We start from the raw sequence: 18,343 nt of genomic DNA on the forward strand, positions 1-18,343 counted from the left end.
AGCTACGAGAAAAAGGCAGTTAAGCATATCTGCCTTTTTTATGCTATGGAAAGCCGTCCCGCGAAGCCGCAAGCTATGCCTCTGGGCAAGTTTGGAGGAACGCAGAATGAATGCAGAGATAAAACGCGGCTCGCTGGAGATGACGGCGGCGATGCTGATTTCCGGCTCCATCGGCTGGTTTGTGCTGATGTCCGGCCAGCCGGTGGTCAACGTGGTGTTTTGGCGCTGCGCGGTGGGGGCGCTGGTGCTGCTGGCGGTGTGCGGCGCGCTGGGGCAGCTGCGGCGCGATGCGCTGACGCGCGCCACGCTGCTGCTGGCGATCGCCGGCGGCGTCGCGCTGGTGATCAACTGGCTGCTGCTGTTTGCCGCCTATTCCTATGCCTCTATCTCCATCGCCACGGCGGTGTACAACACCCAGCCGTTTATACTGGTGGGGCTGGGGGCGCTGTTTCTGGGGGAGCGGCTGACCGCCCGCAAGCTGCTGTGGCTGGGGCTGGCGTTCGGCGGCATGATGCTGGTGGTGCTGGCGCAGCCGCGGCAGGCGGGGGAACAGAGTCATTATTTGGCGGGCATCGCGCTGGCGCTCGGGGCGGCGTTTTTCTACGCCCTGATGGCGCTGGCGGCCAAGCGGCTGAAGGGCACGCCGCCGCATCTTATTGCGCTGATCCAGGTGGCGGTGGGGGCGGTGATGCTGTTGCCGCTGGTGGATTTCCACGTTTCGGCCAGCGTTGGGCAGTGGGGAATGCTGGCGACGCTCGGCGTGCTGCACACCGGCCTGATGTATGTGTTGATGTACGGCGCCCTGCAGAAGCTGCCGACCAACCTGATCGGCTCACTGTCGTTCATCTACCCGGTCGCCGCCATGCTGGTGGATCGCCTGGCGTTTGGCCACCGCCTGTCGGCGTGGCAGCTGCTGGGCGCGGCGATCATTCTGCTGGCGGCGGCGGGCATGAACCTGCTGGGCGAGCGGCGAGCGCGGCTGCTGCCGGCCTCGGACGGCCGGCGCGCCGGCTGATGCTCAGTTCGTTTTTTTCAGCCGGCGCCATAAAGTGGTGCGGCTGATCCCGAGCAACCGGGCGGCGGCGGCGTGGTCGCCCCCGCACCGCGCCAGCGCTTCATGAGCGGAGAGGGGCGCTACCGGCGTCTCGGGCTGAGTGCCCGTCGCCAGCTCCGGCAGCAGCCAGCGTAGCGTCTCGCCGCTCGGTGCGGCGCCGGTGCTCAGCATCAGCGCCACCCGCTCCATCATGTTGCGCAGTTCGCGCAGGTTGCCGGGCCAGGCGTAATGACTCAGCGCGGCGTAACAGCCGGCCATGGCGGCGCGCAGCGGCTCCGTCAGCGGCACGTCGAGCGCCGCCAGTGACCGTTTCAGAAAGTGTTCCGCCAGCATCGCGATATCGTCGCCGCGCGCCCGCAGCGGCGGCAGCTGCAGCCGCAGGGCGCTCAGGCGGTAGAACAGATCGGCGCGAAAGTCGCCCCGTTGAATCGCCTGCTCCAGGTGGTTGTGGGTGGCGCTGATGACGCGAAAGTCGACCGCCACCGGCTGCTGCCCGCCGACTAGGGTGACGGCCTTCTCTTCCAGCGCGCGCAGCAGCCGGGTTTGCAGGTGCAGCGGCATTTCGCCGATCTCATCCAGAAACAGGGTGCCACCGTTGGCGGTTTCCAGCAGCCCGCGTCGGCCGCCGCGCCGTGAGCCGGTAAAGGCGCCTTCCTCATAGCCGAACAGCTCCGCCTCCAGCAGCGATTCGGCGATGGCGCCGCAGTTGATGGCGACGAACGGCGGCGTCGCGCCCCTGGCCGGTGCGCCGCGCCGGGAAAAGTATTCCCGGTGGATCGCCTGCGCCGCCAGCTCCTTGCCGGTGCCGGTTTCTCCTTCAATTAATACCGCCGCCGGCGAGCGGGTGTACAGCATGATGGTGCGCCGCGTTTGCTCCATCTGCGGGGACTCGCCCTGCAAATCGTCCAGCCCGTAGCGCGGTTGCAGGGTATTGCGCGCGGCGTAATCGCCACCGCGTTTGCTGCCGCCCCGCATCAGGCGCGTCACGTCCAGCGCATCGCTGAAGGCGGCGCGCAGGGTGGCGGCGGAATAGAGAAAAATGGCGGTGAGCCCGGCCTCTTCCGCCAGATCGCTGATGAGGCCGGCGCCGACCACGGCCTGAATGCCGGCGGCTTTCAGCTCGGCGATCTGGCCGCGGGCGTCTTCTTCGGTGACGTAGCTGCGCTGCTCCAGCGGCAGATCGAAGGTTTGCTGGAACTCCAGCAGCGCGGGCAGAGGGGTCTTATAGGTGATGACGCCGATCCGATCGGCGGTTCTGCGCGCCTTGCTCAGCGCCTGCAGCAGATCGAAACCGCCGGGCTTGACCAGGATGACCGGCACCGACAGGAGGCTTTTCAGGTAGGCGCCGTTGGAGCCGGCGGCGATGATGGCGTCGCAAGGCTCGGTCGCCAGGCGGGCGCGGATGTGCTGCACCGCCTCCTCAAAGCCGAGGTGGATCGGAATGATGGTCGCCAGATGGTCGAACTCGAGGCTGATGTCCCGGAACAGATCGAACAGACGGGTGATGGAGACGGTCCAGATCACCGGTTTGTCCGGCATGACGTGATCGCTCATGGTGGGTTACCGAATGGAAGTGGCTGCATTAGGTGTAGCCCGGTTTCAGTGATGTTTCAAATTTACTGTGTGAAACAACGATTGAAACGTTAACTGAAACGTTTTTTACCCCTTTGCCAGGCTAATGGCGCTGAAGGTGTTGTAACTCACTTATTTTTATCGTGTTTAATTTTTCCCCTCACCGAAGTACAACCTGGCCCGCCCCTTGCTCTGTCTGTTTCATCTGGCTAATCGGAGAAAACGTCATGACGCTGCGCTCACCCGGGCTCGCCTTTCGTCAGGCCCTGAGTAAAGAAAAACCCCTGCAAATCGCCGGCGCGATCAACGCTAACCATGCGCTGCTGGCCCAGCGGGCCGGATTCCAGGCCATCTACCTTTCCGGCGGCGGCGTGGCGGCCGGTTCGCTGGGGCTGCCGGATCTGGGCATTTCGACCCTGGACGATGTGCTGACCGACATTCGCCGCATCACCGACGTTTGCCCGCTGCCGCTGCTGGTGGATGTGGACAGCGGTTTCGGCGCTTCGGCGTTCAACGTCGCCCGCACGGTGCGCTCGGTGAGCAAGGCCGGGGCGGCGGCGCTGCATATCGAAGATCAGGTCGGCGCCAAGCGCTGCGGCCATCGCCCCAATAAGGCCATCGTCTCCACCGAAGAGATGGTGGATCGCATCAAGGCGGCGGTGGATGCGCGCAGCGATCCGGACTTCGTGATCATGGCGCGCACCGACGCGCTGGCGGTGGAGGGGCTGGAGGCGGCCATCGAGCGCGCTCAGGCTTACGTGGCGGCCGGGGCCGACATGCTGTTCCCGGAAGCGATCACCGAACTGGGCATGTACCGCCGCTTCGCTGAAGCGACGCAGGTGCCGATCCTGGCCAATATCACCGAGTTCGGCGCGACGCCGCTGTTTACCACCGACGAGTTGCGCAGCGCCCAGGTGGATATGGCGCTGTATCCGCTGTCGGCCTTCCGGGCGATGAACCGCGCGGCGGAGCGGGTATACCGCGCCCTGCGTGAGGAGGGCACGCAGAAAAGCGTCATCGACACCATGCAGACCCGCAACGAGCTGTACGAAAGCATCAACTACTATTTGTTCGAAGAGAAACTCGACGCTCTGTTCGCTCGCCAGCGCGACGAATAAGCGCCATTCACGCAGAAGCCAAACGAGGACAGTATGAGCCAAGCGATCCCCCCGCAAAGCCCGACTGGCGATAAGCCGAAAAAATCCGTGGCGTTATCCGGCGTGCCCGCCGGGAATACCGCGCTGTGCTCCGTAGGGCGCAGCGGCAACGATCTGCACTATCGCGGTTACGACATTCTCGATCTCGCGCGCCACTGCGAGTTTGAAGAGGTTGCCCACCTGCTGATCCACGGCAAATTGCCCAACCGCGATGAGCTGCAGGCCTACAAACACCGTCTCAAAGCGCTGCGCGGCCTGCCCGCCAGCGTGCGCACGGTGCTTGAGGCGTTGCCTGCGGCGTCTCACCCGATGGACGTGATGCGCACCGGCGTCTCGGCCCTTGGCTGCACGCTGCCGGAAAAAGAGCAGCACGGCGCGGCCGGCGCGCGCGACATCGCCGACCGGCTGCTGGCGTCGCTGGGATCGATGCTGCTGTATTGGTATCACTACAGCCACAACGGCGAGCGCATTCAGCCGGAGACCGACGACGATTCCATCGGCGGCCACTTCCTGCACCTGCTGCACGGCGAAGCGCCTTCCGCCAGTTGGGAACAGGCGATGCACGCTTCCTTGATCCTGTACGCCGAGCATGAGTTCAACGCCTCGACCTTCGCCGGCCGGGTGATCGCCGGCACCGGATCCGATGTCTATTCGGCGATCGTCGGCGCCATTGGCGCGCTGCGCGGGCCGAAGCACGGCGGCGCCAACGAGGTGTCGCTGGAGATCCAGCAACGCTATGAAACGCCGGACGAAGCGGAAGCCGACATTCGCCGCCGCATCGACAACAAAGAGGTGGTGATTGGCTTCGGGCACCCGGTGTACACCGTCTCCGATCCGCGCCATCAGGTGATCAAAGAGATCGCGCTGCGCCTGTCGCAGGAAGCGGGGGCGATGAAGCTGTATGACATCGCCGATCGGCTGGAAAGCGTGATGCGCGACACCAAAAAGATGTTCCCCAACCTCGACTGGTTCTCGGCGGTGTCTTATCACCAGCTGGGGGTGCCCACCGAAATGTTCACGCCGCTGTTTGTCATGGCGCGGGTGAGCGGTTGGTCGGCGCACATCATCGAGCAACGGCAGGACAACAAAATCATTCGCCCGTCCGCCAACTATACCGGGCCGGAAGCGCGGGCGTTCGTACCGCTGGATCAGCGCTGAGCGCCGATCGTTATTCACTATGGAGCCTTTGGGAATCATGATGCTTGAGTCTGCCAATACCCGCCGTCCGCCGTTCGATCGCGAAATGGTCGATATCGTCGATTATGTGATGAAAGAGGCCGTCGATACCCCGGCGGCGTACCGCACCGCCCACTATTGCCTGCTCGATACCCTCGGCTGCGGGCTGGAGGCGCTGAGCTATCCGGCCTGCAAGAAACTGATGGGGCCGGTGGTGCCGGGCGCCGAGGTGCTGAACGGCAGCCGGGTGCCGGGCACCCGCTTCCAGCTGGATCCGGTGCAGGCGGCGTTCAATATCGGCGCCATGATCCGCTGGCTCGACTTCAACGACACCTGGCTGGCGGCGGAGTGGGGCCACCCGTCGGACAACCTGGGCGGGATCCTGGCGGTGGCCGACTGGCTCTCGCGCCAGGCGGTGGCGGCGGGCAAGGTGCCGCTGACCATGCGGCAGGTGTTGATCGCCATGATCAAGGCGCATGAGATCCAGGGCTGTCTGGCGCTGGAAAACGCCTTCAACCGGGTGGGGTTGGATCACGTGCTGCTGGTGAAGGTGGCGTCCACCGCGGTGGTGGCGCAGCTGCTCGGCCTGAGCCGGGCGGAGATCCTGAACGCGGTGTCGCTGGCGTGGGTGGACGGGCAGTCGCTGCGTACCTATCGCCACGCGCCGAACGCCGGCACCCGCAAATCCTGGGCGGCGGGGGATGCGACCGCCCGCGCGGTGCGGCTGGCGCTGATGGCCGCCACCGGCGAGATGGGCTACCCCTCGGCGCTGACGGCGCCGACCTGGGGGTTCTACGACGTCTCTTTCAACGGCAAGCCTTTCCGCTTCCAGCGGCCGTACGGCGCGTACGTGATGGAGAACGTGCTGTTTAAAATTTCGTTCCCGGCGGAGTTCCATGCCCAGACCGCCGTGGAGGCGGCCATGACGCTGTACCGTCATATGCAGGCCGCCGGTAAAACCGCCGCCGACATCGCCAGGGTGAGCATCCGCACTCACGAGGCCTGCCTGCGCATTATCGACAAGCAGGGGCCGCTGGATAACCCGGCGGATCGCGATCACTGCATTCAGTATATGGTGGCGATCCCGCTGCTGTTCGGCCGGCTGACGGCGGCGGACTACGAGGATCGGGTGGCGGAGGATCCGCGCATCGACGCGTTGCGCGGCAAGATCCACTGCCATGAAGATCCTGCCTTCACCCGCGATTATCACGATCCGGAAAAACGATCGATCGCCAATGCGCTGACGGTGGAGTTCGCCGACGGCAGCCGCCTGGATGAGGTGGCGGTGGAGTACCCTATCGGCCATGCACGGCGGCGCGAAGAGGGCATCCCACTGCTGATCGAGAAGTTCAAAACCAACCTGGCGCGCCAGTTCCCGGCCCTGCAGCAGCAGCGTATTCTCGAGGTGTCGCTGGACCGGCAGCGGCTGGCGCAGATGCCGGTCAACGAGTATCTCGATCTGTGGGTGATCTGACGCGAGCGACGCTGACAAGCCACGTCGGCGTCGCTATGATGGACGCTCCATTCCCGTCCATCTTCTTATCAGGTGATTCATGATTGATGCCGCAACGCTGTTGTTGTTTTCCGGTGCCTGCGTGGCGCTGGCGCTGACCCCCGGCCCGGATATGCTGCTGATCGCTTCGCGCAGCGTCAGCCAGGGGCGGCGCGCCGGTTTCGCTTCGCTGGCGGGCATTCAGCTCGGCACGTATTGCCACGCGTTGGCGGCGGCGCTGGGGTTGTCGCAACTGTTCGTCGCCGTGCCGCTGGCCTACGACGCGGTAAGAATGCTGGGCGCCGCCTATCTGCTCTATCTAGCGTGGAAAACGCTGCGATCCGGCAGCAGTTTGCAGGCTTCCGCCGGGTTGCAGGCGGTGCCGACGGCGCGCATCTTCCGCCAGGGGCTGTTCACCAACATCCTCAACCCGAAAATGGCGCTGTTCGTACTGGCGCTGTTCCCGCAGTTTATCGATCCGCGTTCAGGCTCGGTGGTGGTGCAGATGCTGGCGCTGGCGACGGTGCTGAATCTGGTGGGGTTGCTGATTAACGGTGGGGTGATCCTGGCGGTCAGCGGCATGAAAAGCCGCTTCGCCGGCCGCCGCTTCAGCGCCCGCTGGCCGAACTACCTGCTGAGCGGGGTGTTCGCCGGGCTGGCCTGCAAGCTCATTTTCGACAGCCGCCGTTAACCCTCGCGCAGCAGCGCTTCAAACGCCGCGCTGGCCGGCTCGTCCGGCAGCGCGCTGTACATCACCAGCCGCAGGTGGTTCTCTTCGTCGACGATGAAAGAGGCGTGGTCAAAGGTGATCGGGCCGATCTCCGGAACGATAAAGCTGCGCCGCCCCTGGCAGCGCCCGTGGATATCGTGCTGCCGCCAGAGCCGGCGGAACGGCGGCGATACCCGCTCCAGCGCCTGTACCCGTTGGCGCATTACCTCATCCTCCGGCGCGCGGGCGTAGTCGCGGCGGAAGCTGGCCAGGATTTGCGGTGCCTGCGCCTCCCACTCCAGCAGGCGTTCATTGAGCTGCGGATCGGCAAACAGCATCCACAACATGTTGCGCTCTTCCGCCGGGCGTTCGCCGATGGCGAACAGTCGCTGCGCCGCCGGGTTCCAGGCGATGATGTCCCAACTCAGGTTCATGACGTAGGCCGGCCGCAGCACAAGGTCGTCCAGCAGCCGCCGCACCAGCGGCGAGACCTGGCACCACTGATGGCCGACCGGCACCGGCGGCCGCTGATGCGCCAATAAAAACAGGTGGTAGCGGCCGGCGGCGTCGAGCTGCAGCACCCGCGCCAGGTTCTCCAAAAATGCCACCGACGCATTGATTTCCCTGCCTTGTTCCAGCCAGGTGTACCAGGTGAGGCCGACGCCGGCCAGCGCCGCGACTTCCTCGCGCCGCAATCCCGGCGTGCGGCGGCGGCTGCCGCTCGGCAAACCGACCGCCTCCGGCGACAGCTGTTCTCGCTTTTGACGTAGAAAATCCGCCAGTTCGTGGCGGGTGCGCTCGAGGGTACGTGGGGGCATGGCGGCCGTCCTGTTGCTGTGAGTAATAGTATAACTGGCTATATAGTAACAGTTTAAACCCTGTTCCATACTGCGGCCATCATAATCTCTGGAGGTGGTATGGAATATTCATTATCTCGTGAGCGGCGAGGGCTGCCCGGCCTGCCGGTGCTGCTGTTGGGCGGCTTCGTCACGGTGTTCGATCTGTTTGTGGTCAACGTGGCGGCGCCGGTGATCCAGCGGCAGTTCGCCGCCGATTTCGCCGGTGTCGGTTTGATCGTCGCCGGCTATGAACTGGCGTTCGGGGTGCTGCTAATCGCCGGTGGGCGTCTGGGGGATCGCTTCGGGCGCCGGCGTCTGTTCAGCCTCGGCATGTTGGGATTTACGCTGAGCTCTCTGCTGTGCGGGCTGGCGGGATCGCTCAACCTGCTGATCGCGGCGCGTATCCTGCAGGGGGCGGCGGCGGCGCTGCTGTTCCCGCAGATCTACGCCTTGATGCGGGTGCTGTACGCGCCGCAACAGCGGCGGCGCGCCTTCGCCTGGCTGGGCATGACGCTGGGGCTGGCGGCGATCTTCGGCCAGATCCTCGGCGGATTTATCATCGAGGCCAACCTGTTCGGCAGTGGTTGGCGCATGATCTTTTTGATCAATTTGCCGATTGGCGCGCTGGCGCTGTGGGCGGCGCGGCGCATTCCCGAATCGCGGGTGGCGCAGGCGCAGCGGCTGGACGGCGTAGGCCTGTGGCTGGCGGCGATCGGCCTGTCGCTGTTGCTGCTGCCGCTGCTGGAGGGGCCGGCGCGCGGCTGGCCGTGGTGGATAGCGCCGATGCTGGCGTTGGCGATGGTGACGCTATGGAGCTTCCTGCGTTGGGAGCGCCGTCTGGCGCGGCGCGGCGGCGATGCAGTGCTCGATCCGGCGCTGTTACGCCAGGCAGGCTTCGCGCCGGGCATGGCGGTGGTGCTGGCGATTTATGCCACCGCCTCCTCGTTTTTCTTGTGCTTCGCGCTGCTGCTGCAGGCGGGGGCGGGGCTGACGCCTTTTCAGGCGGGGAGCCTGTTCGCCCCAGCCAGCGCGGCCTTTATGCTGGCGTCGATGCTGGCGCCCCGGCTGGCGCTGCGTTGGGGCAACGGCGTACTGAGCGTGGGCGTGGCGATTTACGCCGCCGGGTTGGCGCTGTTGATGGCCCAGGCGCTGTGGGGCGCGGCGCTGGCGCATCCGCTGCGGCTGCTGCCGGGGTTGGTGGTGCTGGGATTCGGCCAGGCGCTGAGCATGACGCCGCTGCTGAATCTGGTGCTCGGTTTGGCGCAGGAGTGGCAGGCGGGCATGGCGGCGGGCCTGGTTGCCACCGTGCAGCAGGTGGGAGGTGCGCTGGGCATCGTGGTCAGCGGCGTCGGCTTCGTGCCGCTGCTGGCAAACGGCGGCGCGGCGGAACGCTATGCGCAGGCCTTTGCCGGCGCCATGGTATTTAATCTGTTGGCGATGGGCATTGCCCTGATCTTGTTAAACCGGATCACTCAAAATAGTCAGAAAGCGGATCTTAAGTAGGCCGCCGGCGGGTGCTTTACTGTGGTCATCATGAGAGAGCGTAAGGAGCCACACTGATGTTTCAACCCGCCGCATTTCGCGAAGACGATCTGGATGCCCAACTGGCGCTGGTGCGCGCCCACCCGTTGGGGCTATTGGTCAGCCACGGCGAGCAGGGATTGACGGCCGATCCGCTGCCGTTTCTGGCCGATGTCGAACAGGGGCAGATCCGGCTGCGGGCGCACCTGTCGCGCGCCAACGAGCACTGGCGGCGGCTGCAGCACGCGGCGGAATGCCTGGTGATTTTTCAGGGTTTGGAAGGTTATGTGTCGCCCGGCTGGTACCCAAGCAAGCGCCAGACCGGCAAAGTGGTGCCGACCTGGAATTACAGCATGGTGCAACTGTATGGCGTGCCGACGGTAATGGACGACCCGGCCTGGCTGCGCCGCCAGCTGATCGACCTGACGGCGCAACAGGAAGGGCGCCGCCCGGCGCCCTGGCGGCTCGACGACGCGCCGGCCAACTACATCGCCGCGCAGCTAAAAGGCATTGTCGGTATCGAGATCGCCGTCACCCGGCGCGAAGGCAAATGGAAGATGAGCCAAAACCGCAGCGCCGACGATGCCGATGGGGTGATCGCCGGGCTGCGCGAAGGGGATGAAACGCAGCGGCGGCTGGCGGCGGAGGTTGAGCGGCGGCGCGGATAGGGTATGCTAACCGAAGAGTGAGCAAGGGGAACCTTCGGATGGATTACACCAAAATTATCAAAGAAATAGGCCGCGGCAAAAATCATGCGCGCGACCTGGACCGGCAGACCGCTTTTGAGCTGTATCAGGCGATGCTGGCCGGGGCGGTCCCCGAGCTGGAGCTGGGCGGCATTCTGATCGCGCTGCGCATCAAGGGTGAGGCCGAAGAGGAGATGCTGGGCTTCTACCAGGCGATGCAGCAGCAGGTGTTGCTGCTGCAGGCGCCGCAGGGGCGGCCATTGCCGGTGGTGCTGCCGAGCTACAACGGCGCGCGCAAGCAGGCCAACCTGACGCCGCTGCTGGCGCTGCTGCTCGCGAAAGTGGGCCTGCCGGTGGTGGTGCATGGCGTGCTGGACGACAGTACCCGCGTGACCAGCGCCGAGATTTTTCGCGCCCTGGGGCTGCCGTGGTCGGAACAGGCCGCTCACGCCCAGCAGCGTCTCGATAACGGCGAGGCGGTATTCATGCCGGTTTCCACGCTGTCGGCGCCGCTGGCGCGGCAGCTCGGGTTGCGTTGGCGCATGGGGGTGCGCAACAGCGCCCATACGCTGGCCAAGCTGGCGACGCCGTTCGGCGAACAGGATGCGCTGCGCCTCGCCAGCGTCTCACACCCGGAGTATGTCGGCCGGGTGGCGTCGTTTTTCCGCCAGATCGGCGCCCGCGGGCTGTTGATGCACGGCACCGAAGGCGAGGCCTACGCCAACCCGCTGCGCTGCCCGCAGATTCATTATATTGCCGGCGGCGAACAGCGCGTGTTGCTGGAGCGCACCTTGCAGGATGAAACGCCGACGTTGCCGGCGGCGAAAGACGCGGAAACCACCGCGCGCTGGACCGAGCGCTGCCTGGCGGGCGAGGTGGCGATCCCGCAGGCCATCCAGCGGCAGATCGCCTGTTGCCTGGTGGCCGCCGGCGAGAGCGAGACGCTGGAACAGGGGCTGCAGCGCCTGCATCAGGCCTGAGCGCGACTATACTGGGATATTTCCTCATCGGCTGAGAAGGACGGTTATGCAACAGGCTCTCGATTACTTCAATCAATTGAACCAGGATTACCTCGACGTACACCGCGCCAAAGAAGAGCTGTTCTGGCAAAACTACATGGGCACCGGCGGTGAAGACGTGTCGGCGCGCTTTTCCGCCGCGGAAAGCGCCTATAAGCGCTTTATCGCCGAACCGCGCCGGTTGGCGGAGATCCGCACTCTGCTGGCCGGATTGGAAACGCTGCCGCAGGAGGCGCAGCGCGATGCGCTGATCCACGGCCTGCAAGGCTGGCTGCGTTTCTTCGACTGTAACGCCATTGAAGATCCGCAGGCGCAGGCGTTGTTGGATCAGATCATCCACGCCGAATCCGATCTCTACTCGCGCCGCAAGGGCTATCAGGTCACGCATCTGAACGCCGAGGGCCAGCGGGTGGCAGCCTCGCTCGGCGAACTGTTGACCAACCAGGCGACCAACCCGAACGAAGACTACCGCCGCAGCTCGCAGCAGGCGCTGCGCGACCTGGAGCAATGGCTGCTGCATAACGGCCTGCCGGAGCTGATTGGCCTGCGCAACCGCTTTGCGCGCCAGATGGGTTATCGCAACTATTTCGACTACAAGGTGAACAAAACCGAGCGCATGACGCCGGAGCAGCTGTTCGCCATTCTGGATCGCTTCGAGCGGGAAACCCGCGAGGCCAACGCGTGCAGCCTGCAACAGCTGGCGGCCGACAAGGGCAGCCAGGCGCTGGAGCCGTGGAACGTGCGCTTCGCCAGCGCCGGCGACGTCACCCGTCAACTGGATCCTTACTTCCCGTTTTCTCGTTCGCTGGAACGCTGGGTCGACAGCTTCAAACGCCTGCACATCGGCTTTGGCGGCGCCGAGATGAACCTCGATCTGCTGGTGCGCAAAGGCAAGTATGAGAACGGCTTTATGCACGGCCCGGTGCCGCCGTTTGTGCGCCAAGGGGAATGGGTGCCGGCGCGCATCAACTTCACCAGCCTGGCGCAGCCGGGGCAGGTAGGCAGCGGCGCTTACGGGCTCAACACCCTGTTCCACGAGGGCGGCCACGCGGCGCATTTCGCCAACATTCGCCAGAATGCGCCGTGCTTCTCGCAGGAGTTCCCACCGACCTCGATGGCCTATGCCGAAACCCAGTCGATGTTCTGCGACAGCCTGCTGGACGACGCCGACTGGCTGAAACGCTATGCGAAAAACGCCGCCGGCGAAGCGGTGCCCGATGCGCTGATCGAAGCCGGCATCGCGGCGCGCCAGCCGATGCGCGCGTTTAACGAACGCCATATCCTGCTGGTGCCGTACTTCGAGTGGGCGCTGTATCAATGGGATGATGAGCAGCGCACGCCGGAAGCCATCACCGCGCTGGCGCGCGAGGTCGAGCAAAAGATCCTCGGCATCAGCGGCAGCCCGCGCCCGACGCTGGCGATCCCGCATCTGCTGTCGCTGGAGTCCGCCTGCTCTTACCAGGGCTATCTGCTGGCGATGATGGCGGTGGAACAAACCCGCCAGTTCTTCCTGCAGCGCGACGGTTACCTGACGGACAACCCGGCCATTGGCCCGGATCTGGCGCAACACTACTGGTTGCCGGGCAACAGCGTCAGCCATGACGACACGCTGCGCAGCCTGACCGGCGAAGGGTTCAACCCGGACTCTCTGGCGCAGGCCTGTAACCAGACGGTGGCGCAGGCGTGGCGCGAGGCGCAGCAGACCATGGCCGCCGCCGCCGCGCGCCCGCAGCCGCCGGCGGATTTCGATTTGGAGGCGCACATTCGGGTGGTGGACGGCGAGACGGTATTGGCGGATAACGCCGACGGTGACGAACGGATGTGCCGCGACTTCGCCGCGGCGATAGAGGCACGCTTGGTTTAAGGCTAACAATAAAAAAATCCACGCGGCCGCGTGGATTTTATTTAATGGTTAAAACCGGACGTTATTTTATTCGAAATAGACGTCGGGATTATCGGCCAGGGACACGAAGCTCTTGGTGTTTCTATCCAGCGTACGAATTTCGCCGCTTTCGATGTCGTACACCCAGCCGTGCAGGCGCAGCCCGCTGTTGCGCAGACCCACCGCAACAGAAGGGTGGGTTTTGATATTATTTAGCTGAGCTATGACGTTCTCTTCAACCATAGCGTTAACTTTGTCTGTTTCGCTATTCCAGGTTTTCTTCTCGACCACCGCTTTGGCCGCATCCGCGTAGTGCAGCCAGTGGGCAACGGCAGGCATAGGGTCGAGGCATTGACAGGACGCGATAGCCTTCATGGCGCCACAGTTCGAGTGGCCACAAATCACGATATCAGTCACGCCCAGCGCCACCACCGCGTATTCGATAGTCGCAGAAACCCCACCCGGCTCCGGGCCAAAGGAAGGGACGATGTTACCGGCGTTGCGGATAACGAACAGTTGCCCAGGCTCTTGCTGCGTCACCAGCTCGGGCACCAGGCGGCTGTCAGAACAGGAGATAAACAGCGCTTTAGGATTTTGGCTGGAGGCCAGGCTGCGAAAGAGTTCCTTACGCTGCGGGAAAATCTCTTTCTGGAAACTGAGGAAACCTTCAATAATATGTTGCATACAACGCTCTCTGCATCTGTAGTCTGCGTAACATGATAATCATCCTCTCCCGTTAGTCCAGCAATGGGGTGGTAAAAAAATGTGTGCTCATCCCCCCTGCAAACCCCATTAAATACGGGGTTTCTACCCGTTTTCGGCAGCATTGTCCGGTTCGTTTACGCGTAGGGTGCTGAAGAAGCGGACAGTAAGAAACTCGCTGTCTTGCCTGTTCGGCGCTAACGATGAAACCGTGTTACGGTTGTTCATCCAAGAGCCGCGTAACCCTAAGGCAATGAAATGAAAAAACTGACTTTTTTATTGGCGCTGGTATTACTGAGCGGCTGTGTGCAGGAGCGTCCCTGGTTCTATCCGGCAAACGTCAGCGTTAAAAATAATCGCGTATGCGTTAGCGTGCCGGACGATATTGCCGGAAAACGCGAGCTGGTGGGCATCGGAATTTATCAACCGGGGGCCGGCGGGAAGGCGGAATGGTCCACTTCGGTTGCGCCAGGTCAGCAACCGATAGCGGTCATGCCAGGCGAATGCCTGACGGAGGCTTTCGGCGGGTTCCAGATTGGGCATAGCTATTCGGTTGAGATTGCGACGGTCGGCAATGCGTCAAATGAGGCGCCGCGCAAATATTGGACTGAATTTACAGTGGTTGCTGATAAAGCGGATGGTAATAAACTCGCTGTCGTACCCATTCAGCGCTGACGTACGCGAACATAAAAAAAGCCCGCCGGGGTGATAGCCGGCGGGCTTTTTGACGTCTGGGGCGGTGATTATTTGTAGATAACCGCGGTGGCGTGCATCAGGTTGTTACCGCTGGTGGAGGTGATGGTGAAGGCCTTGGCGCCTGCCGCATCGGTTTTGGCGGCCAGCTGCGACTTCAGGCTGCTCAGGTCGGTCGCACCGCTGGCGACGATCACGCCGGCTTTTTCGAATTGGGCGGCATCCTGGGCGCTGACGTGCTCAGCGGCGAAAGTAGTGAAAGAAACGGTGGCCAGGGCGATAGCAGCAGCAAAAGTTTTGATGGTTTTCATGTTCGTCATTCCTGTCAAAGTGAATTAGGGAGAAAGGGGGTTGCCTTTCGATGGGAAGATTATTGCGCAGTGACAGGCGGGATGAAATCGGAGAGTATTGATGGTTTTGTTCAGATTTTTTGATTGTATATTCCCCCGTTCATCTTCTGCCTAAACGGGGGAGACGATCAGCGCGTTGGGCGTGCCAGATCGAAACGGTGCTGTTCGGAAATGCCATAGTAGGCGGTCGGGCCGCCGGCGCGCAGGATAGGTTCGGCGGCGGCGGTCTGGTAGACGCCGTGTTCGTCCAGCAGCGCCGGATCGAGGTGCACCGCCACCACCTCGCCCAATACCAGCCAGGTTTCCACCTGTTCACCGGCGGCGGTTTGCAGCTGAATGCACTGGGTCAGGCGGCATTCGAAGTTCACCGGGCTTTCGGCCACGCGCTCGGCTTTGACCCGGCGTCCGGGCAGCGGCGTGACGCCGGCGAAGGCGAATTCATCCTCGCCGCGCGGCAGGTTGATGGCGCTGTTGTTCATCGCTTCCGCCAGCGGGCGCGTCGCCAGATTCCAAACGAACTCGCCGATTTCCACGATATTTGCCACGCTGTCTTTCCAGCCGGTGCTGGCGAAACCGATGATGGGCGGACGATAGTTGAAGCAGTTGAAAAAGCTGTAGGGCGCCAGATTGCGCAAGCCGGCGGCGCTGCGGGAAGAGATCCAGCCGATGGGGCGCGGGCCGACGATGGCGTTCAGCGGATCGTGCGGCAGGCCGTGGCCGGCGGCGGGTTCATAATAATAACGAGATTCACGGCTCATGGGGGACCCTGTGGCAATCGATGAAGCTTTCATTGTGCCGGGTTTCCCGCCGCTGCGCCATTGCGGGCCGGATGTGTTATCTTACGCGTCGGAAATACCTTCAAGAGAGCCCGTCACGGTGGAAAAAAAGAAAACCTTCCCGCAGCAGAAAAGCGGCCTGCATCCGCGCAACCGTCATCGTTCGCGCTACGACTTCCCGGCGCTGATCGCCAGCTGCCCGGCGCTGGCGCCGTTCGTGAAGCCGAACGCCTGGGGCGATGTCTCGGTGGACTTCGCCGATCCGGCGGCGGTGAAAATGCTCAACCGTGCGTTGTTGCAACACTTTTACGGCATTGAACACTGGGATATTCCGGCGGACTACCTGTGCCCGCCGATCCCCGGCCGCGCCGATTATCTGCACCACCTGGCGGATCTGCTGGCGACCAGCAACGGCGGTGAGATCCCGCGCGGCAAGGGTGTGGCGATCCTCGACGTCGGCGTCGGCGCCAACTGCATCTACCCGATAGTCGGCCTGCGCGAATACGGCTGGCGTTTCACCGGGTCTGAAATCGATCCGGTGTCGCTCAACTCGGCCAAGATGATCGTCGAGATGAACCCGACGCTGCGTAACAGCGTGCGTCTGCGGCTGCAAAAACAGCCTGAGCTGATTTTTAGCGGCATCATCGGCGCGGCCGAGAAATTCGACGCCACCCTGTGCAACCCGCCGTTCCATGCGTCCGAGCAGGAAGCGCGCGCCAGCACCCGCCGCAAGCTGCATAAATTGGGCAAAGGGGAAGTGGCCGCCAAGCCGGTGCAAAACTTCGGCGGCAAGAACAACGAGCTGTGGTGCGAAGGCGGCGAAGAGGCCTTCGTGCGCAAGATGGTGGAAGAGAGCGTCGGCAAGGCCAACCACTGCCTGTGGTTTACCTCACTCATCTCGAAAAACACCACGCTGCCGGCCATCTACCATGCGCTGAACGTGGCGGGCGCGGCCGAGGTACGCACCATCGAGATGGCGCAAGGGCAGAAGATCAGCCGCTTCGTCGCCTGGACCTTCCACAACGCCGAGCAACAGGCCGTCTGGGCAGCCGAACGCTGGCGCTAACCCTTCCGGCGCCGGTTATCCTGCCGGCGCCGACAAAAATCCGCATTTTACCTTTCAATTTTCATCACTTACGTTATTCTCAATACGGGTTTAGTAATAAAAATCTTAGGCTGTTAGTTTATTTAAATTCTAATAATTACTTTACTGAATAAATAAATTTAATCCGGTTAATAGCAATAACCAGAAGGAACGGCGCTGCCCGTTCCTTCCGCGATGGCACGTCTGCGTGTGGGCGCGGCATGTGGCCAGGCAAAAATAAGAAAAGCGCCATCATCTGCCACAAGGACTACACCTTATGCTGTTACGATTCAGTCAGTTAACTACCCACAAAGGCGCCGAGCTGAGCGCGATAGAACACGCCGTTCCGATGATCGTCTTCTCACCCGACGGCACGGTCTTGCGCGCCAACGATCTTTTCCTCAGCACGCTGGGATTTCAACGCGATGACGTGATTGGCCGGCATCACCGTATTTTCTGCGATCCGAACTATGTCGCTAGCCCGTTATATCGTAAGCATTGGGAGACGCTGAATAAGGGGCAACCCATCACGGACACCATAAAACGCATCGCGAAAAACGGCGAGGCGGTATGGCTGCAGGGCACCTACGCGCCGGTGCTGAATAAACAGGGTAAGGTGGTGGAAATCGTCAAGATCGCCAGCGAGGTGACCGAGCGAGTGACTCAGGCGCAGGAACACCGCAGCCTGCTGGCGGCGCTGAATCGCTCGATGGCGATGATCGCTTTCACGCCGCAGGGCACCATTGTCAGCGCCAACGACAATATGCTGGCGCTGATGGGCTATCGGCTGGAAGAGGCGTGCGGGCAGTCGCATGCGGTGCTGTGCCCGCCGGAGTTCGCCGCTTCCGACGATTATCGGCGGCATTGGCAGCGCCTGGCGCGCGGCGAGTTCATTACCGGGCGTTTTGAGCGTCTCAACCGGCGCGGCGAACGGGTATGGCTGGAGGCCAGCTATAACCCGATCCTCGACAACGAAGGCCAGGTGGTGAAAGTGGTGAAGATTGCCCAGGACATCACCCGGCTGATGCAACAGCAGCAGCATGAAGAAGAGATGGTGCGCAACGCGCATCATCTGTCGCTCGATACCGATCGGCAGGCGGCGCAGGGCGCGATCATCGTGCAGCAGGCGGTGAAAGGCATGCAGCAGGTCGAAGCGGCGGCGCGCGAAACCTCGGACGTGGTCACCGAGCTCGGTAAGTGTTCTCAGCAGATCGGCACCATCGTCGAAGCCATTCGTAAAATCGCCTCCCAAACCAACCTGCTGGCGATTAACGCCTCGATCGAAGCCGCCCATGCCGGTGAGCACGGGCGCGGTTTTGCGGTGGTCGCCAACGAAGTGCGCACGCTGGCGGAACAGTCGCGCAAGGCGGCGACCGAGATCGAACGCATGACCAAGTCCATTCAGCAAGGCGTGGCGGCGGCGATTGCCGGCATGGCAACCTGCGTAGAGCAGGCCGGCGGCGGCGTGGCGCTGACCCACGATGCCGGGGAAGTGATCAACCAGGTCAACATCGGCATGCACGACGTCGTGAAACTGATGCAGGCGTTTACGTCGGTGAAGCAGGGCGACGCGCTGCACTGAGTTTTCACCACGCCGCCCGCCGAAAACGGGGGCGGCATTTTTATCTTCC

17 protein-coding genes are annotated in these 18,343 nt (G+C 63.0%); 12 read left to right on the top strand and 5 right to left on the bottom strand.

The genetic code is table 11. The features are described from left to right. Positions 1-106: 106 nt before the first annotated feature. Entirely contained in the window at positions 107-1,015 is a 909-nt protein-coding gene (locus tag AC4PR2_RS02905; RefSeq protein WP_060421219.1) for a DMT family transporter, read from the top strand. A gap of 3 nt (positions 1,016-1,018) precedes the next feature. On the opposite strand, the gene prpR is transcribed toward AC4PR2_RS02905, so the two are convergent. Continuing rightward, positions 1,019-2,608 (bottom strand): propionate catabolism operon regulatory protein PrpR, encoded by a 1,590-nt coding sequence (gene prpR, locus AC4PR2_RS02910; RefSeq protein ID WP_492174881.1) that lies wholly within the window; start codon positions 2,606-2,608, stop codon positions 1,019-1,021. Positions 2,609-2,853: 245 nt separating this feature from the next. Between prpR and prpB the strand changes: the two genes are divergently transcribed. The 4 genes from prpB (at position 2,854) to AC4PR2_RS02930 (ending at position 7,142) form a co-directional block, all read left to right on the top strand. After that, the gene (gene prpB, locus AC4PR2_RS02915) at positions 2,854-3,744 is read left to right on the top strand and encodes a methylisocitrate lyase (RefSeq protein WP_049200934.1); all 891 of its coding nucleotides are present in this window, start codon (positions 2,854-2,856) and stop codon (positions 3,742-3,744) included. A 33-nt stretch (positions 3,745-3,777) separates the two neighbouring features. After that, entirely contained in the window at positions 3,778-4,941 is a 1,164-nt protein-coding gene (gene prpC, locus AC4PR2_RS02920) for a bifunctional 2-methylcitrate synthase/citrate synthase (RefSeq protein ID WP_049200932.1), read from the top strand. A 40-nt stretch (positions 4,942-4,981) separates the two neighbouring features. Continuing rightward, entirely contained in the window at positions 4,982-6,433 is a 1,452-nt protein-coding gene (locus AC4PR2_RS02925) for a bifunctional 2-methylcitrate dehydratase/aconitate hydratase (RefSeq protein ID WP_330113568.1), read from the top strand. Between the two features lie 79 nt (positions 6,434-6,512). Continuing rightward, positions 6,513-7,142, top strand: coding sequence for a LysE family translocator (locus tag AC4PR2_RS02930; protein ID WP_048321374.1), 630 nt, complete (start codon positions 6,513-6,515; stop codon positions 7,140-7,142). Here the strand turns inward: AC4PR2_RS02930 and AC4PR2_RS02935 are convergent. After that, positions 7,139-7,978, bottom strand: a complete 840-nt coding sequence (locus AC4PR2_RS02935; protein ID WP_197801959.1) for a helix-turn-helix transcriptional regulator — start codon at positions 7,976-7,978, stop codon at positions 7,139-7,141. The genes AC4PR2_RS02930 and AC4PR2_RS02935 overlap by 4 nt on opposite strands. Before the next feature lie 99 nt (positions 7,979-8,077). Here AC4PR2_RS02935 and AC4PR2_RS02940 point away from each other — a divergent pair, with 99 nt between their 5' ends. Genes AC4PR2_RS02940 through AC4PR2_RS02955 form a run of 4 tightly spaced genes read left to right on the top strand, consistent with a single transcriptional unit; the run spans position 8,078 to position 13,089 of the window. Continuing rightward, entirely contained in the window at positions 8,078-9,502 is a 1,425-nt protein-coding gene (locus AC4PR2_RS02940; RefSeq protein ID WP_443014430.1) for an MFS transporter, read from the top strand. 56 nt (positions 9,503-9,558) lie between these two features. After that, positions 9,559-10,188, top strand: coding sequence for an FMN-binding negative transcriptional regulator (locus tag AC4PR2_RS02945; RefSeq protein ID WP_197801955.1), 630 nt, complete (start codon positions 9,559-9,561; stop codon positions 10,186-10,188). A 38-nt stretch (positions 10,189-10,226) separates the two neighbouring features. Beyond that, a complete protein-coding gene (ybiB, locus tag AC4PR2_RS02950; protein WP_060456844.1) occupies positions 10,227-11,186 on the top strand; it encodes a DNA-binding protein YbiB in 960 nt (319 codons plus the stop codon). 46 nt (positions 11,187-11,232) lie between these two features. Continuing rightward, positions 11,233-13,089 (top strand): M3 family metallopeptidase, encoded by a 1,857-nt coding sequence (locus AC4PR2_RS02955; RefSeq protein ID WP_197801951.1) that lies wholly within the window; start codon positions 11,233-11,235, stop codon positions 13,087-13,089. A gap of 66 nt (positions 13,090-13,155) precedes the next feature. On the opposite strand, the gene AC4PR2_RS02960 is transcribed toward AC4PR2_RS02955, so the two are convergent. Then, entirely contained in the window at positions 13,156-13,791 is a 636-nt protein-coding gene (locus AC4PR2_RS02960) for a carbonic anhydrase (protein WP_004939270.1), read from the bottom strand. Between the two features lie 276 nt (positions 13,792-14,067). Here AC4PR2_RS02960 and AC4PR2_RS02965 point away from each other — a divergent pair, with 276 nt between their 5' ends. Then, positions 14,068-14,484 (top strand): putative T6SS immunity periplasmic lipoprotein, encoded by a 417-nt coding sequence (locus AC4PR2_RS02965; RefSeq protein WP_048795879.1) that lies wholly within the window; start codon positions 14,068-14,070, stop codon positions 14,482-14,484. 68 nt (positions 14,485-14,552) lie between these two features. Here the strand turns inward: AC4PR2_RS02965 and bhsA are convergent, their stop codons facing one another. Beyond that, the gene (gene bhsA / locus AC4PR2_RS02970; RefSeq protein WP_197801949.1) at positions 14,553-14,813 is read right to left on the bottom strand and encodes a multiple stress resistance protein BhsA; all 261 of its coding nucleotides are present in this window, start codon (positions 14,811-14,813) and stop codon (positions 14,553-14,555) included. A 167-nt stretch (positions 14,814-14,980) separates the two neighbouring features. Beyond that, entirely contained in the window at positions 14,981-15,610 is a 630-nt protein-coding gene (locus AC4PR2_RS02975; RefSeq protein ID WP_197801947.1) for a flavin reductase family protein, read from the bottom strand. 118 nt (positions 15,611-15,728) lie between these two features. On the opposite strand from AC4PR2_RS02975, the gene rlmF reads away from it, so the two are divergent. Beyond that, positions 15,729-16,694 carry a 23S rRNA (adenine(1618)-N(6))-methyltransferase RlmF gene (rlmF, locus tag AC4PR2_RS02980; RefSeq protein WP_197801945.1) on the top strand — a complete coding sequence of 322 codons (966 nt, stop codon included), beginning with the start codon at positions 15,729-15,731 and terminating at the stop codon, positions 16,692-16,694. 295 nt (positions 16,695-16,989) lie between these two features. Further along, positions 16,990-18,294 carry a methyl-accepting chemotaxis protein gene (locus AC4PR2_RS02985; protein ID WP_064290256.1) on the top strand — a complete coding sequence of 435 codons (1,305 nt, stop codon included), beginning with the start codon at positions 16,990-16,992 and terminating at the stop codon, positions 18,292-18,294. Positions 18,295-18,343 lie beyond the last annotated feature (49 nt).

Source organism: Serratia sp. A07 (genome assembly GCF_058725505.1).

What these genes read in the sequence shown, in the direction of transcription:
- ybiB (WP_060456844.1), top strand. Translation starts at nt 10,227, where the DNA reads ATGGATTACACCAAAATTATCAAAGAAATAGGCCGCGGCAAAAATCAT.
- AC4PR2_RS02955 (WP_197801951.1), top strand. Translation starts at nt 11,233, where the DNA reads ATGCAACAGGCTCTCGATTACTTCAATCAATTGAACCAGGATTACCTC.
- prpB (WP_049200934.1), top strand. Translation starts at nt 2,854, where the DNA reads ATGACGCTGCGCTCACCCGGGCTCGCCTTTCGTCAGGCCCTGAGTAAA.
- bhsA (WP_197801949.1), bottom strand. Translation starts at nt 14,813, where the DNA reads ATGAAAACCATCAAAACTTTTGCTGCTGCTATCGCCCTGGCCACCGTT.
- prpC (WP_049200932.1), top strand. Translation starts at nt 3,778, where the DNA reads ATGAGCCAAGCGATCCCCCCGCAAAGCCCGACTGGCGATAAGCCGAAA.
- AC4PR2_RS02930 (WP_048321374.1), top strand. Translation starts at nt 6,513, where the DNA reads ATGATTGATGCCGCAACGCTGTTGTTGTTTTCCGGTGCCTGCGTGGCG.
- AC4PR2_RS02935 (WP_197801959.1), bottom strand. Translation starts at nt 7,978, where the DNA reads ATGCCCCCACGTACCCTCGAGCGCACCCGCCACGAACTGGCGGATTTT.
- AC4PR2_RS02985 (WP_064290256.1), top strand. Translation starts at nt 16,990, where the DNA reads ATGCTGTTACGATTCAGTCAGTTAACTACCCACAAAGGCGCCGAGCTG.
- AC4PR2_RS02905 (WP_060421219.1), top strand. Translation starts at nt 107, where the DNA reads ATGAATGCAGAGATAAAACGCGGCTCGCTGGAGATGACGGCGGCGATG.
- AC4PR2_RS02965 (WP_048795879.1), top strand. Translation starts at nt 14,068, where the DNA reads ATGAAAAAACTGACTTTTTTATTGGCGCTGGTATTACTGAGCGGCTGT.
- AC4PR2_RS02925 (WP_330113568.1), top strand. Translation starts at nt 4,982, where the DNA reads ATGCTTGAGTCTGCCAATACCCGCCGTCCGCCGTTCGATCGCGAAATG.
- AC4PR2_RS02960 (WP_004939270.1), bottom strand. Translation starts at nt 13,791, where the DNA reads ATGCAACATATTATTGAAGGTTTCCTCAGTTTCCAGAAAGAGATTTTC.
- AC4PR2_RS02975 (WP_197801947.1), bottom strand. Translation starts at nt 15,610, where the DNA reads ATGAGCCGTGAATCTCGTTATTATTATGAACCCGCCGCCGGCCACGGC.
- AC4PR2_RS02940 (WP_443014430.1), top strand. Translation starts at nt 8,078, where the DNA reads ATGGAATATTCATTATCTCGTGAGCGGCGAGGGCTGCCCGGCCTGCCG.
- AC4PR2_RS02945 (WP_197801955.1), top strand. Translation starts at nt 9,559, where the DNA reads ATGTTTCAACCCGCCGCATTTCGCGAAGACGATCTGGATGCCCAACTG.
- prpR (WP_492174881.1), bottom strand. Translation starts at nt 2,608, where the DNA reads ATGAGCGATCACGTCATGCCGGACAAACCGGTGATCTGGACCGTCTCC.